The organism is Halocatena marina, assembly GCF_023276375.1.
In the GTDB taxonomy this organism is placed as follows: Archaea; Halobacteriota; Halobacteria; order Halobacteriales; family Haloarculaceae; genus Halocatena; species Halocatena marina.
This window is the reverse complement of the sequence record NZ_JALLPK010000001.1, coordinates 2,906,517-2,924,854: the sequence shown is the minus strand read 5'-3', so window position 1 is coordinate 2,924,854 and position 18,338 is coordinate 2,906,517. Positions and strand designations below refer to the sequence as shown.

Sequence of the window (18,338 nt, the reverse complement as noted above, 5' to 3'; positions counted from 1 at the left end):
TCCCTCTGTTCAAAACGCTGATACCGATGGCACCTGAGGAGGGAGATGTCTACACGTACGAACGGACGTTCACCGAAGAGACCGTCAGGCAGTTCGGTGAACTGTCGGGAGATCAGCAGGCGATACACACCGAGCCAGACGAGCAGAACCGGCTCGTCGTTCAGGGGCTGCTCACGGCAACCCTTCCGACGAAAATCGGAGGCGATCTCGGCTGTCTGGCCCGTGCGATGGAATTCGACTTCCACAGCCCGGTGTACACAGGCGAGACGGTCACGTGTGAGTGGACGAACGAACACGTCGATGAACGCGAGGATAGATACGATCTGAAGGCTTCGATCGTCTGTCACACGACGAACGAACTGGTGATGAGCGCCACTGTCGACGGGCTCGTCTGGAAATGATTGGAGTCAACCAGCAATGAGAGCGGTTGTGAACACACGCTATAACCAATACTGGGGTATGACGGATGTCTGACGTGGCTTTAAGCAGCAGTACGTCAATTAAACAATGGGCGCGCGCTGCGGTCTCGTCCCCATCCTCCCCACCGTGCGCCCGGCCTTTTCCTATCGACCGCCGAGCAGTGTGCGGACTTCGGTGACAGTACTTGGATCCGCCATGAATGCGATTTCATCACCCGATTCGATCGTCGTCTGTGGGAGTGGGATGGTCATCGGCTCGCCTTGCCGTCCGTGTGCGTAGATGAGCGCTTCGTTCGGAAGATCGATTCCAACAACTCTGTTTCCGATTACGTCTGCATTCTCTTGGACGGTAACGCTGCCTGCAGAGAGACTCTCTGTTAAATCCCCAAGTACGTCGAAATCTCCACCGAGAATGGCAGTCTTCGCACCCGCTGCTCCGAGACGTTCGGGATAAATAACTTCGTCTACCTCAGCTGCATACTTCTCATAGATATCTGCGTGATAGTCGTCGTCGATCCGTAACACTGTTCGACAGTCGTACTTGTCTGCAATGACACATGCGCTGAGGTTCACGTTCAGATCCCCAGTTAGGCCACCGACCGCATCAGCGGTTTTGACGCCAGCTTCGACGAGTATCTCTTCGTCGTCACCGCTTCCTTCATGCGCCTCGAATCCTGCCTCGTTAGCGCGTTCGACCTTTTCCGGATCGTTATCGATGATCACAACTGAATGACCCTCCGATCGGAGAATGTCTGCCGTTCTAATGCCAACCCGTCCGTACCCGACAATTACGGACATCATATTGGGGAAAAGAACAACAGGAGATAAAAACGTTCGTCTCTCGTGAGCAGTTCGAATCGGGTCGAAAAGAAACATCAACTGTAGGAAGTATATATTATCTGTCTATATCACGTGGGATTATTCATCCACCGAGCGGCGGTCTATTCATAGCTCTACAACCAATAGTAGGTGCGTCCGTCTTTTATTTCATGATTAGTAGCGCTTGATGGGTGTGAATCGGTTTGAGAGCGATTCGCCAAATCGTGTGAGTGGCACTTATTCAGGGTGAGGTGGTATGAAAAAACATAACGTACAAAATGGTGTGGCCCGAGGTAGAGCTATGGCCATTAACGGGTCTAATAAATCGGTGGAGACGAAACACCGATGCAGTTGCGGTGAGACGTTCGATACGGCCGAGGAACTTAGAGACCATGCTCGGGAGGAACATGGTGCTATCGTCTAGCGTCTCTTCGTAGCGACTCGCGGCTTTGCCAACGGATTGATGCGTACGGCGTTGCTCCGACGTATGTCTCTCTGTAAATTGTAGCAGCAACTCGCTGTCTCGGGCTCTTCTGGAACCTTTCGATGCTGTCTTTGATGGTCTTGACTAAGAACGCTGACTCGGAAGCGAAAAGGTGTCAGCGCGAGTGTTTCCATTAATGGATCTTCTTGAACTCACTCGAGTGGCGCTTGACACCGGTCCACTCTGTGACTCCTGTCTCGGACGCCTCGTGGCCGACCGGAGCTTTGGTCTCACCAATGCAGCGCGTGGTCGATCACTTCGCACCACGCTGGCGCTCGCAGACGATCGTCCCTACGACTCTGTTTCGGATGATGCTGTCTGTTGGGTCTGTGAGGGTGAGTCTGCGCGGGTCGATACGTTCGCCGAGAATGCACTCGCATCACTCGAAGAGTGGGAATTCGGCACGTATCAGGTCGGGACGCGCGTTCCACCACTGCTGGAAGAGAACGATCACTTGTTGCGAACGGATGTCGATCTTCCAAAAGATGCGGGTGAGCCGTTAAAACGGGAACTCAACCGTGAGGTTGGAAAGCGTATCGGCGAGGAGACCGGAACCGATGTCGATCTCGGTCGTCCTGACGTTCTCATTCTCATTGACCTTGCGACGGACGAGATTGAAATACAAGTGAACTCAGCGTTCGTCTACGGTCGATATCAGAAATTGGAGCGAGATATCCCCCAGACCCGATGGCCCTGCTCGGACTGTGGCGGAATCGGTATGCGTCGAGGCGCTCCCTGCGAGGGATGTGACGGAACCGGTTATCGGTACGGAACGAGCGTCGAACAGCAGACAGCGCCGATACTCCGCGACGCAATGGACGGGAGTGACGCTGTTTTCCACGGTGCAGGTCGTGAGGATGTCGATGCGCGGATGCTCGGCGACGGTCGTCCATTCGTAATCGAAGTTGAAAATCCACATCGACGGTCAGTTGATCTTGAACCACTTGAGCGAGAGATCAACGAGCACGCAGACGGCTCGGTCGAAGTAGCGGGACTTCGACACGCTACCCACGAGATGGTTGAGCGCGTAAAGCGACATGAGGCCTCGAAAACCTACCGCATGGACGTTGAGTTCGGGTCGCCTGTCAGTGCGGACTCACTACAAGAGGCGATCGAGTCAATCGAAGGAGCGACGATCGAACAGCGGACGCCACAGCGTGTCGACCATCGCAGGGCCGACATCGAACGCACCCGTACCGTCTACTCCATCAGCGGTGAGCTGAACGACGAACACCACGGGACCATCGAACTCCACGGAGAGGGCGGACTGTACGTGAAAGAACTCATCAGCAGCGATAAGGGGCGAACAGAACCGAGTCTTTCCGGTCTGCTCGGGGTTGGGAGTAGCGTTACTGCGCTCGATGTCCTCAGCGTCGAGGGTGAAGACGAGCCGTTCGAACGCCCGGAGTTCTTCGCCGATCTGTAGGCTGCTGTCGTTTTAGAGCGGGAGAACGGAACGATTTTGCTGGCCCACATCAGTAACGGGGACGTGCAACAGTTCGGTGTGGATGAGGCGGGGAAGGGTCCGGTTCTCGGCCCAATGATTGCGGCGTGCGTCGTCGCTCCTCCTGCCCGTATCCCGGATACAATCGACGATTCGAAGAAGCTCTCTCCCGATCGCCGGGAGACGCTCGCACAGCAACTGCACAGCGATCCGGACGTAGACGTTAGCGTTGCCCGTGTGTCTCCCGATCGAATCGACGACCCGGCGACGGACATGAACACGCTCACTGTCGATGCCCACGCAGAAGCACTCGCGCAAATTGTCTCAGAGGGCCTCTCGGGCGTTGTCGACGGCGCTGATACGGACGCCGACCGCTTTGCTCGTCGGGTCAAACAGCGGGTCGACGCATCGATCGAGATACGCGCAGAACATGGTGCCGACGAGATGTACCCGCTCGTCGGCGCGGCGAGCGTCATTGCGAAAGTCGAGCGCGATGCGGCTGTTGACGCTCTCTGTGAGAAGTACGGCGATGTAGGGAGTGGCTATCCGAGTGATCCGACGACTCGCGCGTTCCTCGCTGACTACGTTCGTGAACACGGACACCTCCCGACTTGTGCGCGTGCCTCGTGGAAAACCAGCCGTGATGTGCTCGCTCGTGCCGAACAATCAGCGCTCGATTCGTTTTAACTTCGATCCATGATCAGGTTGCGGAGGATGTCACCGTAGGCCGGGCGAGTGACGAGCACGCCAATGAGGACACCGACGATGGTGACGAAGGCGAATCCTTGGAGATCTCCGAGTGAGAGCACGGAGAGCGGCAACATAGCGACGATTGTCGTCGCTGCTGCCGCGCCGATAACCCAAAACGCCTTCCGGAACCGCGAGCGGAACACGCGTCCGGTCGAGACATCGCCCTGTTGGAGGATTTCATCGGCGATGATGACGAGATCGTCCACCCCTGTTCCGATGACAGCGATGAATCCGGCGATGTGTGAGAGATCGAGCGCGAGACCGATGGCCGCTGAAAATCCGAGAAGGATGAACACCTCCGCAGCGGCGGTCAGAACCATCGGCAAGACGACCTGTGGCTCACGATACCGGAATCCTACCATCCCACCAACCGCGAACATAGCGATGATCCCTGTCACGAGTGAGTACGTCTTGAACTTCTGCGCTAAGCTCGGCTGAATGAAGGTGGACGTCCCACTGCTGATGTCGAGCTCTGCTGGGAGTGCACCGGCCTGCAGGTTCAACAGGAGATTCTGTGCTTCGGAGGCGTTCGACGTAGTGATTCTGAAGTCCGGGTTCTGTACGAATTCTCGGTTGTTTATGATTGGAGCGAGATCTCTTCCCATTCCTGCTGCGGAAACGATCCGCCCTTCAGTGATCGTCCCATTGACGACTCGTCCGTTGGAGACGGTGTAGAGACAGTGCCCCGAATTGTTCGGCTTTTCATAATAAAAGCACTGTTGGATCCCCCTTCGTTCTGTGAAGCCGTAGGTCCGCATCGCGTGCGAGAAGTTCCTTGCAGCAGCGTCGGTGAGCGTCAGTGGAACCCACGTTTCTCCGCCCCGTTGCTCTACTGGTCCACTATTTGCGATGCCCTCCTGTGAGAACAGAGGAATGTCTCGATACTCTCTCGTGTCGTTTCTATTCTCTGGGAAGTGTGCAACGACCTGTACAGTCCCGCGCTCGTCGATGAGTTCGACGACTTCTTGGGGTTGCTTGTTCGGCACCTCGACGACGATGAACGACTCTCCTCCGGTCGCAGAGGTGACGATAGCGGCATCGCCACCTGATAGTCCTGCACCCTTGATCTTCCGATCGAGCACCCGTACGGCATTTTCACGCGTCTTCTGAGTGACGCCGTCACGAATATCGGATTGTTGAACGTCTACTCCCGACGCTTGTAGTGCCGTTGCGAACTCTTCTTTCGTTACGTTTGGATTGAATATCTCGACAGTGCCACCATCCTGTGACTGGACCTGAACGGTCACGTCTTGGCGCGATACTGAAAGATTCGTTGCGATGTTCTGTTCGATGTTGCTGTTGTTGATGTCGAACTGAGCGTTTTCAGCGGTCAGTCCGATGAGTGGTGCTCGGATGCGTGTACCACCGGAGAGTTCGAGACCGAACTGCAAGTTCGTCGGCCCCTGCGTCGCCCCTGCTGTGGAGTTCACGTCTGTTGTCGTGTTGTTCGCGCCGCTTGACCCGCCACCTTCGGGTGCGAACAGCGCGACACCGCTCAGGACGACGAAAAGAACAAGTAATAGGATGCGCCAGTTCTCGCGGATACTCATGCGATCGCCTCGTATTTGTAGTAGCGCAGAAGGCTCACGTTGAGCAGATAGGTGTTCATCAGATCCGCAGCCAGTCCGAAGACGAGCACGATGCCGATGTACGGCATGAGGGGAATGTCGAACACAAACGGTGAGGAGACGATCGTCATGACGATCATCGCGGCGAGTGAGGTGAGCGTCATCGTCACACCAGTTCGTCTCGCGCGGTAGGTCGATTCGTAGAAATCACCGCGCCGCCGGAGGACGCTGTTGTTGAGCAGTATATCAGAGTCGACACTGTATCCGATGAGCATCAGAAGAGCAGCGACGGTCCCGAGCGAGAGCTTGATTCCAAAAATGTTCATCAAAGCAATCGGGATGACGATGTCGGAGAATGCACTGAGAACGATGGCAATCGATGGAATGAACGTTCGAAAGAGCACGAACGCGAGCAAGCTCATTCCACCGAATGCGACGAGCACACCGACAAAGGCCTGTTGTTGTGCCCTCGCACTGAACGCTGGTGAGCGTGACTGCGCTGATTCAACAGTGTAGCCTGCCTCACGGGCAGTACTGGTGATCTCCTGTACTTGACTACTCTCTGTTGCTTGAAACGTGACGAGATACGTGGAGCCGCCACTGCGTGCGATCGTATCAACCTCATACGGTAAGTCCGAGAACGTCTGTCGAACCTCGTCGGACGAATCGGTCGTCGTAATCTGTAGTTCCGTGCCCCCTGTGAAATCGATTCCTGGCGTTACGGGTGCTCCGGTGGTGACGTACCATCCTGCAATAATGAGAAGAGCGATCGCCAGCACAGCAATCGGGAGAGCGGCAAGCTGACGGTTGGTGTACCGGGAGTAATCTAAATCCACATCCGGTACCTCAAACTGGGCCATGACTGGCGGTGTGTGACCACAGCGGATAAGTTTTTTTATACTATTTCAAACCCCCGTGATTTTTGGGCTTCTCACGGGAGATACCGGACGCTCACGACACCAGTGTCTGCATCGGAGCGAACCTCTACACGCGTTGCTCCCAACCGTGCTGCGCGGACGAGCGTTGCATCATCATCTAACACATCCTGAATGATCTGATCGATTTTATTCATTTCTTCGTTTTCGTTCTGCTCGCTCGCCTCGTTTGTGCTGCTTTCGTCACTCGTGTCCTCATCTTCGTGAGGAACCGTGATGACGTGTATCTCTCCGTCTCCGGCTCGTTCTTCTCGAGTAATGTCACCGACTTCCTGTTGTGAAGCAAGGGTGCGTTCTCGCGTTGTGGGTAATTCATCACTCTGTTCGAGCGTGATCGAGCGACGCTCGTCTACGGAAATGAGCGTCCATGTCACGTCGAGGGGTGGTTCAGTTGTGATCGTTCCAGTCAGGACGTCACCCGTTTCCACACCAGGATTCTCAGAAAGGGTGTGTACTTGGCCGCTCTCAACGTTCTTGAGCACTGCAGAATCCTCTTCGGCGTGTGTGATACAGAATGTGCCCTCCGTTTCCATAGCACCGATTCGTGACGAGTGGGTTTCATTGCACCGCTCTGTGCATGCTGCCCAGCGGGTTAGTCGCCAGCTCGCAGGCGGTGGACGATCACTATGATCAACGCGGCCAGCAGCGGTGGAGCGATTCCCACGATTCGTGGCAGTCCGTAGAGAAACTGGATGACTGTGGCGAGGAGTCCGGACTGGACGGTCGCCTCTTGGCTCGTTGGCGTCGAGATGATCGCTGCGAGATAGAGTGCTATCATAAAAACGAATCCAGCGAGTGCGATTGACCGATCGTAGCGGCTGTCCCCGTTTCCGAGTCGGTGTCGGCGCGCAACGAGCAAAACAGGAGCAGCGATAGGAGCAACAGTGAACAGCCACACGAGGAGATACAGTGCGGGCTGAAAGGTGAGGACCCCCGCTGGTGTCCCGGAAAGCCGTCCCAGCAGTGAGATGATCCCGAGCAAGAAAATGAGTGATCCACCAAGCGCTATCAGCCCACCAATAACAGCATACAGTTTGAATGCGCGAGAATTACTCGTTCTGAAAGCGTACGGAAATGCTGTTATGGCCCCCGAGTAGCTGTCCTCCTCGCTCGTGCTCACGCTCATCGTCGTGGATACGCGTTCGTCCCGATTAAGCGACGCGATACAGCGACACCGTGTCGGCCGACTTATAGTACAGGCCACCGACGATCTGGGCATGGACGTCGATATCGGAAACGCCCTCGATCGGGTCGCACAGCCCGGAGTCTCTCGTGATTCACTCGATCGACTCGACGATCGCGTCGGCCGTGCGCACGAACGGATTGAGCGTGGGATCGCTGCAGAGGAGTTTGGCTACGCTGCGCTCTCTCTCCCCGAAACGACGGATGCACACGCGATCCGTGAGACCGTCGCTCCGCTTGCAGACAGCGAGTACGTGCTCACCGTCGGTATCGGTGGAAGCGCGCTTGGGGCGGCAACTCTTGCTTCGGCACTTGGCGTGAATGAACACGCGCCAGTTCTCGATAACGTCGATCCAGAACACCTCCGTGCGACGCTCGATTCCCTCCCTCTCTCGGAGACAGCGGTTCACGTCGTCTCGCGCTCGGGAACGACGGCTGAGACGCTTGCGAACTTCCTCCTCGTCCGCGATGCGATGGCCGACAGCGGAGTCGACTGGACCGACCGGACGATCGTCACGACCGGCGATGAGGGACCGCTCCGTGCGCTCGCCGACGAACACGCATTACCCACTCTGTCGGTTCCCTCTGGTGTCCCTGGGCGGTTCTCTGTCCTTTCGCCCACCGGACTCGTCCCGGCAGCGATCCTCGGTCTCGATATCGAGGCAATACTCGACGGTGGCCGAACCGGACTCCAGAAACTACAACCGAGCCTGTTTGACAGTCCTGCATACGCCTACGGGGCCGTGGCGTACGCACTCGAAAAGCGCGGTGCGCACGTGAACGCGTTCATGCCGTACGCAGAGCGCCTCGAATATTTCGCCGAGTGGTTCGCGCAGCTGTGGGCAGAGAGCCTCGGGAAAGAGGGGATGGGCCAAACACCCGCACGGTCGCTCGGTGCGACCGATCAGCACTCACAGCTGCAACTTTACCGCGCTGGCCGACACGACAAGATTATCACGCTTGTTCGCCCGCGAGAGCGACCTGAACTCACCATTCCCACCACTGAATTCGAGTCTCTCGAATATCTCGGTGACACCAGAGCGGGAGCGCTACTCGATGCAGAGTTTGAAGCGACAGAAGCGAGCCTCGCGGCAGCGGGTCAGCCGAACGTCCGCGTCGAAATCGACCGTCTCGACGAAGCGAATCTCGGTGAACTACTCCACGGGATGGAAGCCGCCTGCATCCTCGCGGGCGAACTGATGGGTGTCGAAACGTTCACGCAACCCGCTGTTGAGTGGGGAAAACGCGCTGCACATGGACTTCTCGGCGGCAGTGATACCGCTGAAGCCAAGGCTGTCTCTGGCAAAGAGCGGCTCGTGATAGAATAAGACAAACGTACTTGTACCTCAAACATCGTACGATGGAGTGTCTCTGTACTTGGATTCGTGCTGTTGGTGACAGAATTCCAACAAGTATCGAACACCTGTCCTGTCACAACAGATCGGACGACACACTCGCAAGATCTATTCGGCGTGCAGCCGTACAGTTACTAATGAATCGACTCGACAGCGACAAACTGTGGGTGGTCGAGTAACGATGGAGGAAGCGACTGTCAAGCACGAAACTGATGATCAGCTTCGGGTGATTGGCGGGATGATCGCGCTCGCACTCGGTGCCTATGTAGCGGGCAACGTCATTGCATTTCTCGTCATTATGGCACTTCAGTTGGTGGGAATTCCCGTTACTGACTATCCAGAGCGACTCGCGTTGATAAGTGCGTTTTCGCTACAGGGCCTCGGATTCGGTGGTGTCGGACTCGTCTACCTCATGTACTCTAAGGATGGCTCTGATCTCATTCGAGCCCGTATTCCTAATCTGAGCGGAATCAGCTATCTCATTGGTGGCATTATCGCTGTTCTTATCGGATGGGGAGGCGTCACATTCGTCATTACGCAACTCGGTGTCGATCCTGCTCAGAGTGAACTCATCGAAAGTGGTCTCCAAAATCCCGCATTGTTGTTGCTGTTGGTCCCAGTATCGATCCTTCTCGTTGGACCGGCAGAAGAACTGCTGTACCGGGGGATCGTTCAAGGAACGATCAAACGCGTGATTGGTCCTGTCCCGGCGATCATCATTGCGAGTGCTGTCTTCGCCTCGATTCACGTGTTTGGACTGATCGGGTCGCCAACAGAGATGCTCGTGACCCTGACCGTTATCTTCGTCCTTGCCCTGATTCTCGGAAGTCTCTATGAGCTCTCTGGCAATCTCGTCATTCCAGCGATTGTTCACGGACTGTTCAACGCTATCCAATTCCTCATCGCCTACTCGCAAGTGATGGGAATCGCCGCCCCCTGAAGGCACTCACTCTCTTTTGCACGCTTTTGTTCGCTTTTATTGCAACGCTCACGTGAGACGTTGGCTGTTTCTGGTAGCCGTAACACTCACGAACGGTTCCGACGAACTGTTATCTCCGAGTTAGCCGTGCTGTGGACGGTCAACCGTCTCGGAGAGTATGACAAGAATTCTTATGGTTCAATTACCTATGGGTTTTTTCTCGAACAGTCACTTCCGCAGATTGGACAGCGGTCAGGATCGTCGTCGTAGATGCGTCCACAGCCCACGCACTGGAATTGCCAGTCGCGTTCTTCGGTGATCCCGTCGTGTTCGATCGCTTCGACCGAGACGGAGAGGCGTTCTGCGACGTTCTGCATCGCATAATCGTCAGTGACCAGCGTCGCATCGAGTTCGAATGCGGCAGCGAGAAGGCGCACGTCAGTCTCGGAGAGTTCGTTTAGGTCGCCGCTATTGCGTGCAGCACGTTCGACGTGCTCAATCGCATTCGCGTCGGGGACGTGAACGTGCATTCCGCTTCCTTCGAGCGCGTCAAATCGGTATCCGCTTTCGGCTGTGAGTTCCTCTCGAACCCGTGGAACTGTGGCAGTCTGTCCGTCTGTGTTATACTCCCGGATAAACGCCGAGGCGTCGAGAACGTGCATCTATCGGCGGATAATGACGTGGTCTTTGACCGCCGTCACACGGTCGACTGGGATGAGATAGTGCCCGAGGTCGTTGGTTGGGAAATTCTCGTTATTCCCCTTCGTTGTCGGGTCGACAACGAGGTGTTTGAGCTTACCGTTCTTGACGTTCATCGTGATGTTGTACAGCATTCCTATCTGTGTGCCGTCCGAGCCAGTGATGGCCTTTCCAGAGAGGTTCTCTGCGAGAATTCTGGGCATATATCCGTTCTATCGGAGGGTAGCATATAAATACGTGGGGCCATCCGAGACGAGGTGAACGATGTCCCGCGGACTCACCGCTTCTTAAGACTTAACCTTACCGACGGACAGACTCGAACAAGGAGTTCTCTCCGGGTGAGACCCATGTCTGATACGGATACTAATACGGACACGCATTCTGGTTCTGATGGATTGCGGACCCCCATCGTCGCCGTTCTCGGTCACGTCGACCACGGGAAAACAAGCCTGCTCGATACGATCCGAGGATCGGCAGTCACACAGGGTGAATCTGGGGCAATCACCCAGCACATCGGCGCAACAGCCGTTCCGCTCGATGTGATCTCTGATATCGCCGGACGGTTGGTCGATCCCGATGATTTCGACCTTCCCGGTCTTCTATTCATCGATACTCCAGGGCATCATTCGTTTTCGACGCTTCGATCGCGTGGCGGCGCGCTCGCTGACATCGCTATTCTCGTCATCGACGTGAATGACGGCTTTCAGCCACAAACGATCGAAGCACTCGATATACTGAAACGCACACAGACGCCGTTCGTCGTCGCAGCCAATAAGATCGATACGGTTCCGGGCTGGAAGTCACGAGAATCCGGCCCGATTCAGACCAGCCTCGACGCTCAGAATGATCGTACGCGCTCGCGGGTTGACGAACAACTCTATTCGCTCATCGGTGAGCTGAGCGACAACGACATTTCGTCGGATATGTACTGGCAGGTCCGGAACTTCCAGCGCAACGCTGGCGTTGTCCCGCTCAGCGCGCTCACTGGAGAGGGGGTTCCCGATCTCCTCACCGTCCTCATGGGCCTCTCACAGCGATACATGAAGGAGGCGATGGAAATAAACACGGCCGGACCGGGGGCGGGAACGGTCCTTGAGGTGACCGAGGAACGAGGATTCGGTACGACCCTCGATGTTGTCCTCTACGATGGGACGATCCGAACTGACGACACGATCGTGATTGGGGCGAAGAACAACCCGATCGTTACAGAGGTTCGTGCGCTCCTCCAACCGCGTGCGCTGGCGGAAATCCGGACCGAAAAGCAGTTCGAACAGGTCGAGGAGGTCGTCGCTGCGGCGGGTGTGAAGATCGCCGCACCAGAACTCGACAACGCTATCGCGGGTGCTCCAGTCCGCGTTGTCCGTGATCAAGATGTAGCGGAGGTCACCGCGGCTGTCGAAGCAGAACTCGCGGATATCACGGTCGAAACCGACGAGCAAGGTGTCGTCGTCAAAGCAGACACGCTCGGAAGTCTCGAAGCGATCGCAAACGCCTTGCAGGAAGCTGAAGTCCCGATCGTTCGTGCAGAGGTCGGTGATGTCGCGCCACGTGATGTGGCTGTCGCGTCCACTGCCGAAGAAGCACAGCACGAAGTCATTCTCGCGTTCAACGTCGAAATCCACTCGGATGCAAACGAACGAGCGGAAGAACAGAACATCGAAATCTTCAGAAACGAGGTTATCTACCAGCTCGTTGAGGAGTACGAGGAGTTCGTCACCGAAATCGAACGCGCCCAGCAAGACACCGTCCTCGAAAACATCATGCATCCGTGTTCGTTTCGCATCCTCGAAGACCACGTCTTCCGGCAGTCGAATCCCGCCGTCGTCGGCATCGAGATTCTATCGGGCACTCTCTATCGAAACTCGCCAATCGCAGCGTTCGAAGGGAATAATCCTGAACGCGTCGGCGTTCTCAAAGGGATCCAATCACAGGGTGAGGATCTCGATAAAGCTCGCGCGGGCGAACGTGTTAGCGTTTCCATCGATGGACCCACCGTTGGCCGACAGATTGACGAGGGAGACGAACTCTGGACCGAACTTCCAGAGAAGCACGCCAAGATCCTCGAACAGGAACTCCGCGAAGATATTCCTGCAGACGAACGAGAAACACTCAGCCGATATCTCGACAAACGACGGAAGGTCGACCCGTTCTGGGGCAAATAATCACGTCGATCCTGAACCGACCGATCGGTAATAACTATTAATTAGGTGGGGGACGTTACTTTGGACTGCCATGATCGATGTCCCGTTGTCCTCTCACGACGTGGTGCTTGCTGCGATAGCGTTATCTGTCGTACTCGGGATGGTCGTCAGTTTCGTTTCGTCCGTCTCGGCAACACTCGGACTTGCGGGTGGGTGCGTGCCAGCGGGCGGTCTCCTCGGCTATGCACTCTTTATCAATCCGCCAACTGACGTTGGCGAGTAAATACTTCCCAATAGGAAACTTCAGTGTGCCCAGATCGGCGCTTGCGCACGATAACGCCGACGAACTGTATTCAAATACGAGTAAGCGGAGGTGGAATTGCTATCCTGCGGTCGGCTCGATATCGTTGACGGCACGTTTCACCTGTAGTGCTGCTCCGGCGGCAAGTTCGCGGGCCAATCTGCTGTGATCCTTATCCGTCGCATCGGTCGGGACGCCAGTCGAGATGACTCGTCCGACAGGCGGCTGAACGGCGACAGTTGCCAGTGTCCCGTCGTTTCCCTCACGCAGCTCCGATCCGACGACGAATTCATCGGGAAGAAGCGCGCGTGTTTGTTTGGTCACATTTGCGATGTCGCTCCGGAGTGATCTGATTTGCTCAGCGGAGAGTTCAGGAGTATCCGCCGGTCGACCCGCATATGGTGTGTTACCGTGCATTCGAGCGTCCAAGGAGTAGCATGTATATAAATGATGCGTGATTAGATCAACGGCGTGCTATCGCCGTAAACTGCGAGGACAACCGCCGTCGTGTACCCCGATGTTGATTGCTCGGACACTGTTTTTGCCCCGGTTTCGCTCCGGTCGCTGCTCTTGCTCTCGTCGTTGTTGGCTGTCACGATCTTGCGACCTTCGTCGGTGAACTGCCAGTCTCTCAGCGTGCGCCCCGCAGTGAGTCCGCGTTCGATTCGAGTCTCAACATCATCGGGATCGGTTCCACCCGCTTCGTAGAAAATCCCCCGTCCGGATGGTTCGCTTGCCCATCCGAGCCCGGCAACGGCCAGACCCTCCGAGACGGTTTCCCGGCTTTCGACGACCGTCAATTGTTCTCCGACAGGTCCGAGATTCGGTGCCGTTCCCACCGCCTCGACAGTCGCGTTGGATGGTATTACTGATGAGACGTGCACGAGGTTGTAGTTGTGGACGTTCGCTTCTGCGAGTGCTGCGTCGTAGGACGCCATCGCTGTCGGTGCGTGAGCGGCTCCCCACACAATACGGATCATCCCCATTATCCGAAAACAGTCGACGGATGCGCTAATGGGTTTGCATTCGTTCGAACTGAGGTCGATCGAATGACCCTTTTACAGATTAATTACCATTGTAAATTCATCGATCGTCCACTGGATCGAACTCGCGGACGTTCCTGAGATTTGGGCTGTGCTTGAATCAGTCGGTGTGACCTCCCGGTCGGCCGGTGGTGATACAATGCGGAATATCCCTGATTGTCCTGTCGCCGGAAAAGACCGCCACGAGTACATCGAGATGCATGCGCAACTCGATGAGATTCAAGTGAGCATTCGTAACGACGCCTTTGTAACATGCCCCGGAAGTTCAACATTAGTGTAACGGGCTGTCGAGAGGAATGCGCGCAGGATTCGATCAACGATGTGGCGTTGGAGCCAGCACGGAAACGGCGAGATAACACGGAAATCAAAGGATTCAATATCCGCGTCGGCGGCGGACTCGGCGGCCGTGAACCACGGCGAGCCCGCTCACTCGACATCTTCGTCGAACCCACTCACGCTACTGAAATTGTCCGTGCATTCATCGAACTGTACCACGACGAAGGGAATAGGCAGAATCGGAATAAGAACCGGGCTCGCTTCTTCGTCGACGATTGGGGAACTGATGTCATCAGAGAGGAACTCGAAGGACACGTCGATTTCCCGGTGGAGCCTGCAGGGACGAATCTCCGTACTGATTACACGTACAACGCGGGAAAACCTCCCACCGCCGGAAAACACGACCATATCGGGGTTCACGAGCAACAGGACGGGCGCTACTACGTTGGTTTGAACGTCGCTGTTGGTCGATTGAGCGCTGAGGATGCGATCACGCTAGCGGATCTCGCCGATCAAATCGACCGGCTTACCCTCCAGCACTGTATCGAGGACGATGCTGGTATCTCCTGTCCGAATTGTAGTGTCCGTCAGTATCGATTTGATCTGCTCATTCATCGATACAGTGTCGGTGTATTTCCCGATTGCAAGGAGGTCAAACTTACCAGTGACCTCATAGATACTGATGATGTGCGGTTCTTCTCGGAGCTCATTCACGAACCGCTCGGTCGCATCGCCGTTCAGGTCGAGCTTGAAGATCGCGGTCAGTTCGTAGCCGAACTGTGAGTAGTCGATTCGAGATTCGTAGCCGCTGATGACACCGTTCTCGTGCAGTTGACTCAGCCGCTTTTGGACGGTCGTCGCTGGAATAGCAGTCTGCTCTGCGACAGCAAGGATCGTTGCTCGACCGTCGCGTAACAACGCATCTATGATACGTCTGTCGAGATCATCACATTTATTTGTCATAAAAAGGATAAACCGTTTCGATTAGACTGCGTCGCGGCCGGTTTTTCCGGTGCGTACCTGATATGCCTCTTCGACAGGGAGAATGAACACCTTTCCGTCGCCAGGGTCCTCCGTTCGGGCCGCCTCACAGATCGCCTCAGCAACCGCTTCGGCAGAGATGTCTGCAACGATACATTCTATTTTCACCTTTTGGTGGAGATCGACAGTGTACTCCTCACCTCTCCATTGACCTTTTTTCGCGGGTTGTGAACCACGTCCGGAGACGTTCGTCACAGTCAGCGACGGGGCTCCGGTTTCGGCCAGCGCCCGTTTGACCGCAGCGAGTTTGTCCGGCCGGACGTAGGCCATGACCATTTTGATCTCGCCGTTGTTTGTGAGTCCACCATCGGCACGGAGTGTATCGTCGTCCGAGGGTGGGATACCTCCACCGTCGGTTGCTGTCGTATCGTCTAATCCGAACTCCGGATAGGTCTCGACGCCGTGTTCACTGATGTCGAGTCCGTCGAATTCGTGTCCTTCGGAAACACGGATCTGTCCGATGGCCTTCAGCGCACCGAAGATGACTGCCGTAGCGAAGATCGTCCATCCAGCGATGACGACGACTCCGATCAGTTGATCGACGAAGCTCACACCCGCATCTGGGATGGTGAACAGCGGAACGCCGAGCAAGAGCGCACCAATGACGCCCGCACTGCCGTGGACCGAGAACACCGCACACACGTCATCGATCTGTAGCCGCTTTTCGATCATTTCGAACACAATCGGTAGCTGTGCTCCTGCGATGAGGCCGATGAAGAGCGCACCGTACCACGTGATGAGATCCGTATTACTCGTGATGCCAACGAGTCCAGCGAGCATTCCGTTTGCAACGTACAGCGTATCGACTTTCTTCGTTTTCACGAGCGAAACGACGCCTGCTCCGATGGCACCCGCAGCCATCCCGAGCGTCGTCGTTAGCGCCACTCGTCCGACGCTTTGGAAGGCGGCAAGTCCCGTTGCCCCTTCTGCGAGCGGTGTGGCTGCAGTGCCGACGTTGAAGCCGTACCACCCAAAGCAGAGAATCAGGGTTCCCAATACCGCAAAGGTAATCGAGTGACCCGGAATGACGTTCGCGGTTCCATCGCTGTTGAACCGGTTGAGTCGGGGTCCGACGATCCACGCGGCGGTGAGCCCCGCGATGCCTCCCATCCCGTGGACAATCATCCCGCCAGCGAAATCAGTAAAACCGATCGTGTCGAGCCAGCCACCGGCCCACGTCAGTCCCGTCACGACGGGATAGATCACTGCTGCCAGTAGGATGGTGTAGGTAACGTACGCACGAAGCTTCATGCGCCCTGCGACTGCCCCACTAACGATGGTCGCAGCAGTCATCGCGAACACCGCTCCGAACAGCCAGTCGACCCACACCAGCGATTGATCTGGAGAGAGGATGGCGAAGAAGTTTCCGTACTCACCACCTGCCGTGAGGGCTGCAGTGAACGCCTCAACCCCCGAGCCGACGAGGAAGAACACAATGACTCCCACACTCCACGTGAGCATGTTCTTCGTCAACTGGTTAGCAACGTTCTTCGAGCGCACCTGCCCTGCTTCTAACATCGCAAAGCCGGCGTGCATGAAGAAGATGAGGAAGGTTACGACGAGCACCCAGACGTAGTTGATTGCCTCCGTAATTGCTGTTGGATCCATCTGTAATAGCACAGACTCACTCATCTAACCACCTGAAAACCATACTCTGATATATATTGATGTTTGTCCACCTTTTCCCCAAACAGCCGTTCATTCGGATAGTACTTCACGTCGGAATAGGATGGAATGGACATATATAAACGTTGAGTTGAAAATATCCAATTTTAATGGGTGTAAGTTATGGATTGTAGTATTTACAGTAGAATGTAGACAATATAAGGTTGTATTTTGTCCAAGAAGTAAACGATTGGGAAGTCGGTTTTGGACACTTGTAAAGCGTCATACTTGCCACATGGTTCACCAATACTCACGCGCAGCAGGGATTGGTCTATCTTCCAATTGATTTCCTCACACTTCCAGTATAGTCGGGTTAGATAATTGAAGCCAATGGTGGTTTCACAAAATAAAGAAGAGCGAGTACGTTCGTCGACCCGTCAGTACATCCCAGCTTCGTCAGCTTGTCGCATGATGTTGGCGGCCATTTTGCGGGTCGCCTCATCGACCATCTCGCCATCAATTTTAACCGCACCGGCACCACCTTCGGTGGCCGCTTCGTACTCTTCGACGATGCGCTTTGCTCGGTCGGCCTCCTCTCGGCTCGGTGCGAAGACCTCGTTTGCCGGTTCGATCTGGCTCGGGTGGATGGCCCACTTACCATCACAGCCAAGCCGTGCGGCATTTCGACAGGAATCACGGAATCCTTCCCCGTCGTCGATATCGGAGAATGGTCCGTCGATGACCTGCATCCCGTGTGATTTTGCGACGTGGGCAATGCGAGAGAGTTGATAATGCCAGTAGTGACCAGGGTACCCTTCTCCGGAACCGATGGTCAGACCGGCGGCATCAACGCTAGCAGTGTAATCACCAGGGCCGAACACGAGCGATTCGATCCGATCGGAGGCGGTTGCGACTTCCGATATTTTGGTCATTCCTTCAGCGTGTTCGATCTGGCACTGAAGGCCAATCTCACCAACAGGAAGATCGTTGTTCTCCTCGACAGCAGTAAGGAGGTTGTCGACAGATTCGACGACTCCCGGGTTGTTCGCCATCGGCACCATGATGGTGTCGACGTACTCGCCTGCCTCGCCGATGACTTCGATGATGTCTCCGTACCACCACTTCGTATCGACGCCGTTCATCCGGTAGCACGGTAAGGTGTTGCTCCAATCGTGCTCGATGAGTCCCTCGATCACGTTGTCGCGCGATTCGACTTTTTTATTCGGTGCAACGCTGTCCTCAAGGTCGAGGAACGCCTCGTCAGCGCCAGATGTCGGTGCTTTCGCGATGAAGTCCGGGTTACTCCCCGGGACTGCAAGCTGTGACCGTCGGAGCTTGATTTCCTCACTCATTTTCG

19 protein-coding genes and 1 pseudogene are annotated in these 18,338 nt (G+C 55.7%); 8 read left to right on the top strand and 12 right to left on the bottom strand.

What is annotated here, in order from left to right; genetic code table 11:
- The first annotated feature begins 26 nt into the window (after positions 1-26).
- Complete coding sequence (locus MW898_RS13680; protein WP_248908211.1) at positions 27-401, top strand: MaoC/PaaZ C-terminal domain-containing protein; 375 nt, start codon at positions 27-29, stop codon at positions 399-401.
- A gap of 162 nt (positions 402-563) precedes the next feature.
- On the opposite strand, the gene MW898_RS13675 is transcribed toward MW898_RS13680, so the two are convergent.
- Positions 564-1,220, bottom strand: coding sequence for a potassium channel family protein (locus tag MW898_RS13675; protein ID WP_248908210.1), 657 nt, complete (start codon positions 1,218-1,220; stop codon positions 564-566).
- A 638-nt stretch (positions 1,221-1,858) separates the two neighbouring features.
- On the opposite strand from MW898_RS13675, the gene MW898_RS13670 reads away from it, so the two are divergent.
- Positions 1,859-3,148, top strand: a complete 1,290-nt coding sequence (locus MW898_RS13670) for a tRNA pseudouridine(54/55) synthase Pus10 (RefSeq protein ID WP_248908209.1) — start codon at positions 1,859-1,861, stop codon at positions 3,146-3,148.
- A 63-nt stretch (positions 3,149-3,211) separates the two neighbouring features.
- Positions 3,212-3,853: a ribonuclease HII gene (rnhB, locus tag MW898_RS13665; protein WP_248908208.1), complete on the top strand. Its 642-nt coding sequence runs from the start codon at positions 3,212-3,214 to the stop codon at positions 3,851-3,853.
- Here rnhB and MW898_RS13660 read toward each other — a convergent pair.
- The 4 genes from MW898_RS13660 to MW898_RS13645 form a co-directional block, all read right to left on the bottom strand.
- Positions 3,850-5,466, bottom strand: a complete 1,617-nt coding sequence (locus MW898_RS13660) for a preprotein translocase subunit SecD (protein ID WP_248908207.1) — start codon at positions 5,464-5,466, stop codon at positions 3,850-3,852. The genes rnhB and MW898_RS13660 overlap by 4 nt on opposite strands.
- Positions 5,463-6,344 carry a protein translocase subunit SecF gene (secF, locus tag MW898_RS13655; RefSeq protein WP_248908206.1) on the bottom strand — a complete coding sequence of 294 codons (882 nt, stop codon included), beginning with the start codon at positions 6,342-6,344 and terminating at the stop codon, positions 5,463-5,465. Before secF ends, MW898_RS13660 begins: the two co-directional genes overlap by 4 nt.
- Positions 6,345-6,415: 71 nt before the next feature.
- The gene (locus tag MW898_RS13650; RefSeq protein ID WP_248908205.1) at positions 6,416-6,952 is read right to left on the bottom strand and encodes a DUF5812 family protein; all 537 of its coding nucleotides are present in this window, start codon (positions 6,950-6,952) and stop codon (positions 6,416-6,418) included.
- Positions 6,953-7,011: 59 nt separating this feature from the next.
- On the bottom strand, positions 7,012-7,545 hold the full coding sequence (locus MW898_RS13645) for a DUF8056 family protein (RefSeq protein WP_248908204.1): 534 nt from the start codon (positions 7,543-7,545) through the stop codon (positions 7,012-7,014).
- 91 nt (positions 7,546-7,636) lie between these two features.
- On the opposite strand from MW898_RS13645, the gene MW898_RS13640 reads away from it, so the two are divergent.
- Together MW898_RS13640 and MW898_RS13635 are read left to right on the top strand one after the other, a co-directional pair.
- Entirely contained in the window at positions 7,637-8,929 is a 1,293-nt protein-coding gene (locus tag MW898_RS13640; RefSeq protein WP_248908203.1) for a phosphoglucose isomerase-related protein, read from the top strand.
- Positions 8,930-9,137: 208 nt separating this feature from the next.
- On the top strand, positions 9,138-9,896 hold the full coding sequence (locus tag MW898_RS13635) for a CPBP family intramembrane glutamic endopeptidase (RefSeq protein ID WP_248908202.1): 759 nt from the start codon (positions 9,138-9,140) through the stop codon (positions 9,894-9,896).
- Between the two features lie 185 nt (positions 9,897-10,081).
- Here the strand turns inward: MW898_RS13635 and MW898_RS13630 are convergent, their stop codons facing one another.
- Together MW898_RS13630 and MW898_RS13625 are read right to left on the bottom strand one after the other, a co-directional pair.
- Positions 10,082-10,537, bottom strand: coding sequence for an NOB1 family endonuclease (locus MW898_RS13630; RefSeq protein ID WP_248908201.1), 456 nt, complete (start codon positions 10,535-10,537; stop codon positions 10,082-10,084).
- Positions 10,538-10,777: a PRC-barrel domain-containing protein gene (locus MW898_RS13625; RefSeq protein WP_248908200.1), complete on the bottom strand. Its 240-nt coding sequence runs from the start codon at positions 10,775-10,777 to the stop codon at positions 10,538-10,540.
- A 144-nt stretch (positions 10,778-10,921) separates the two neighbouring features.
- Between MW898_RS13625 and infB the strand changes: the two genes are divergently transcribed.
- Both infB and MW898_RS13615 read left to right on the top strand, forming a co-directional pair.
- Entirely contained in the window at positions 10,922-12,736 is a 1,815-nt protein-coding gene (gene infB, locus MW898_RS13620) for a translation initiation factor IF-2 (RefSeq protein ID WP_248908199.1), read from the top strand.
- Positions 12,737-12,806: 70 nt separating this feature from the next.
- The gene (locus tag MW898_RS13615; protein ID WP_248908198.1) at positions 12,807-12,998 is read left to right on the top strand and encodes a DUF8015 family protein; all 192 of its coding nucleotides are present in this window, start codon (positions 12,807-12,809) and stop codon (positions 12,996-12,998) included.
- Between the two features lie 99 nt (positions 12,999-13,097).
- On the opposite strand, the gene MW898_RS13610 is transcribed toward MW898_RS13615, so the two are convergent.
- The gene (locus MW898_RS13610; RefSeq protein ID WP_248908197.1) at positions 13,098-13,433 is read right to left on the bottom strand and encodes a DUF5811 family protein; all 336 of its coding nucleotides are present in this window, start codon (positions 13,431-13,433) and stop codon (positions 13,098-13,100) included.
- 41 nt (positions 13,434-13,474) lie between these two features.
- Positions 13,475-14,002, bottom strand: a complete 528-nt coding sequence (locus MW898_RS13605) for a pyruvoyl-dependent arginine decarboxylase (protein ID WP_248908196.1) — start codon at positions 14,000-14,002, stop codon at positions 13,475-13,477.
- Positions 14,003-14,108: 106 nt separating this feature from the next.
- Here MW898_RS13605 and MW898_RS13600 point away from each other — a divergent pair.
- Positions 14,109-14,851, top strand: a pseudogene (locus MW898_RS13600) (ferredoxin-like domain-containing protein); the annotation flags it as partial.
- Here MW898_RS13600 and MW898_RS13595 read toward each other — a convergent pair.
- The 3 genes from MW898_RS13595 to MW898_RS13585 form a co-directional block, all read right to left on the bottom strand.
- Positions 14,831-15,298 carry an Lrp/AsnC family transcriptional regulator gene (locus MW898_RS13595; RefSeq protein WP_248908195.1) on the bottom strand — a complete coding sequence of 156 codons (468 nt, stop codon included), beginning with the start codon at positions 15,296-15,298 and terminating at the stop codon, positions 14,831-14,833. The pseudogene MW898_RS13600 and the gene MW898_RS13595 sit on opposite strands and share 21 nt — an antisense overlap.
- 21 nt (positions 15,299-15,319) lie before the next feature.
- Positions 15,320-17,008, bottom strand: coding sequence for an ammonium transporter (locus tag MW898_RS13590; RefSeq protein ID WP_248908194.1), 1,689 nt, complete (start codon positions 17,006-17,008; stop codon positions 15,320-15,322).
- Between the two features lie 410 nt (positions 17,009-17,418).
- Positions 17,419-18,333, bottom strand: coding sequence for an HpcH/HpaI aldolase/citrate lyase family protein (locus MW898_RS13585; RefSeq protein ID WP_248908193.1), 915 nt, complete (start codon positions 18,331-18,333; stop codon positions 17,419-17,421).
- Between the last annotated feature and the right edge of the window lie 5 nt (positions 18,334-18,338).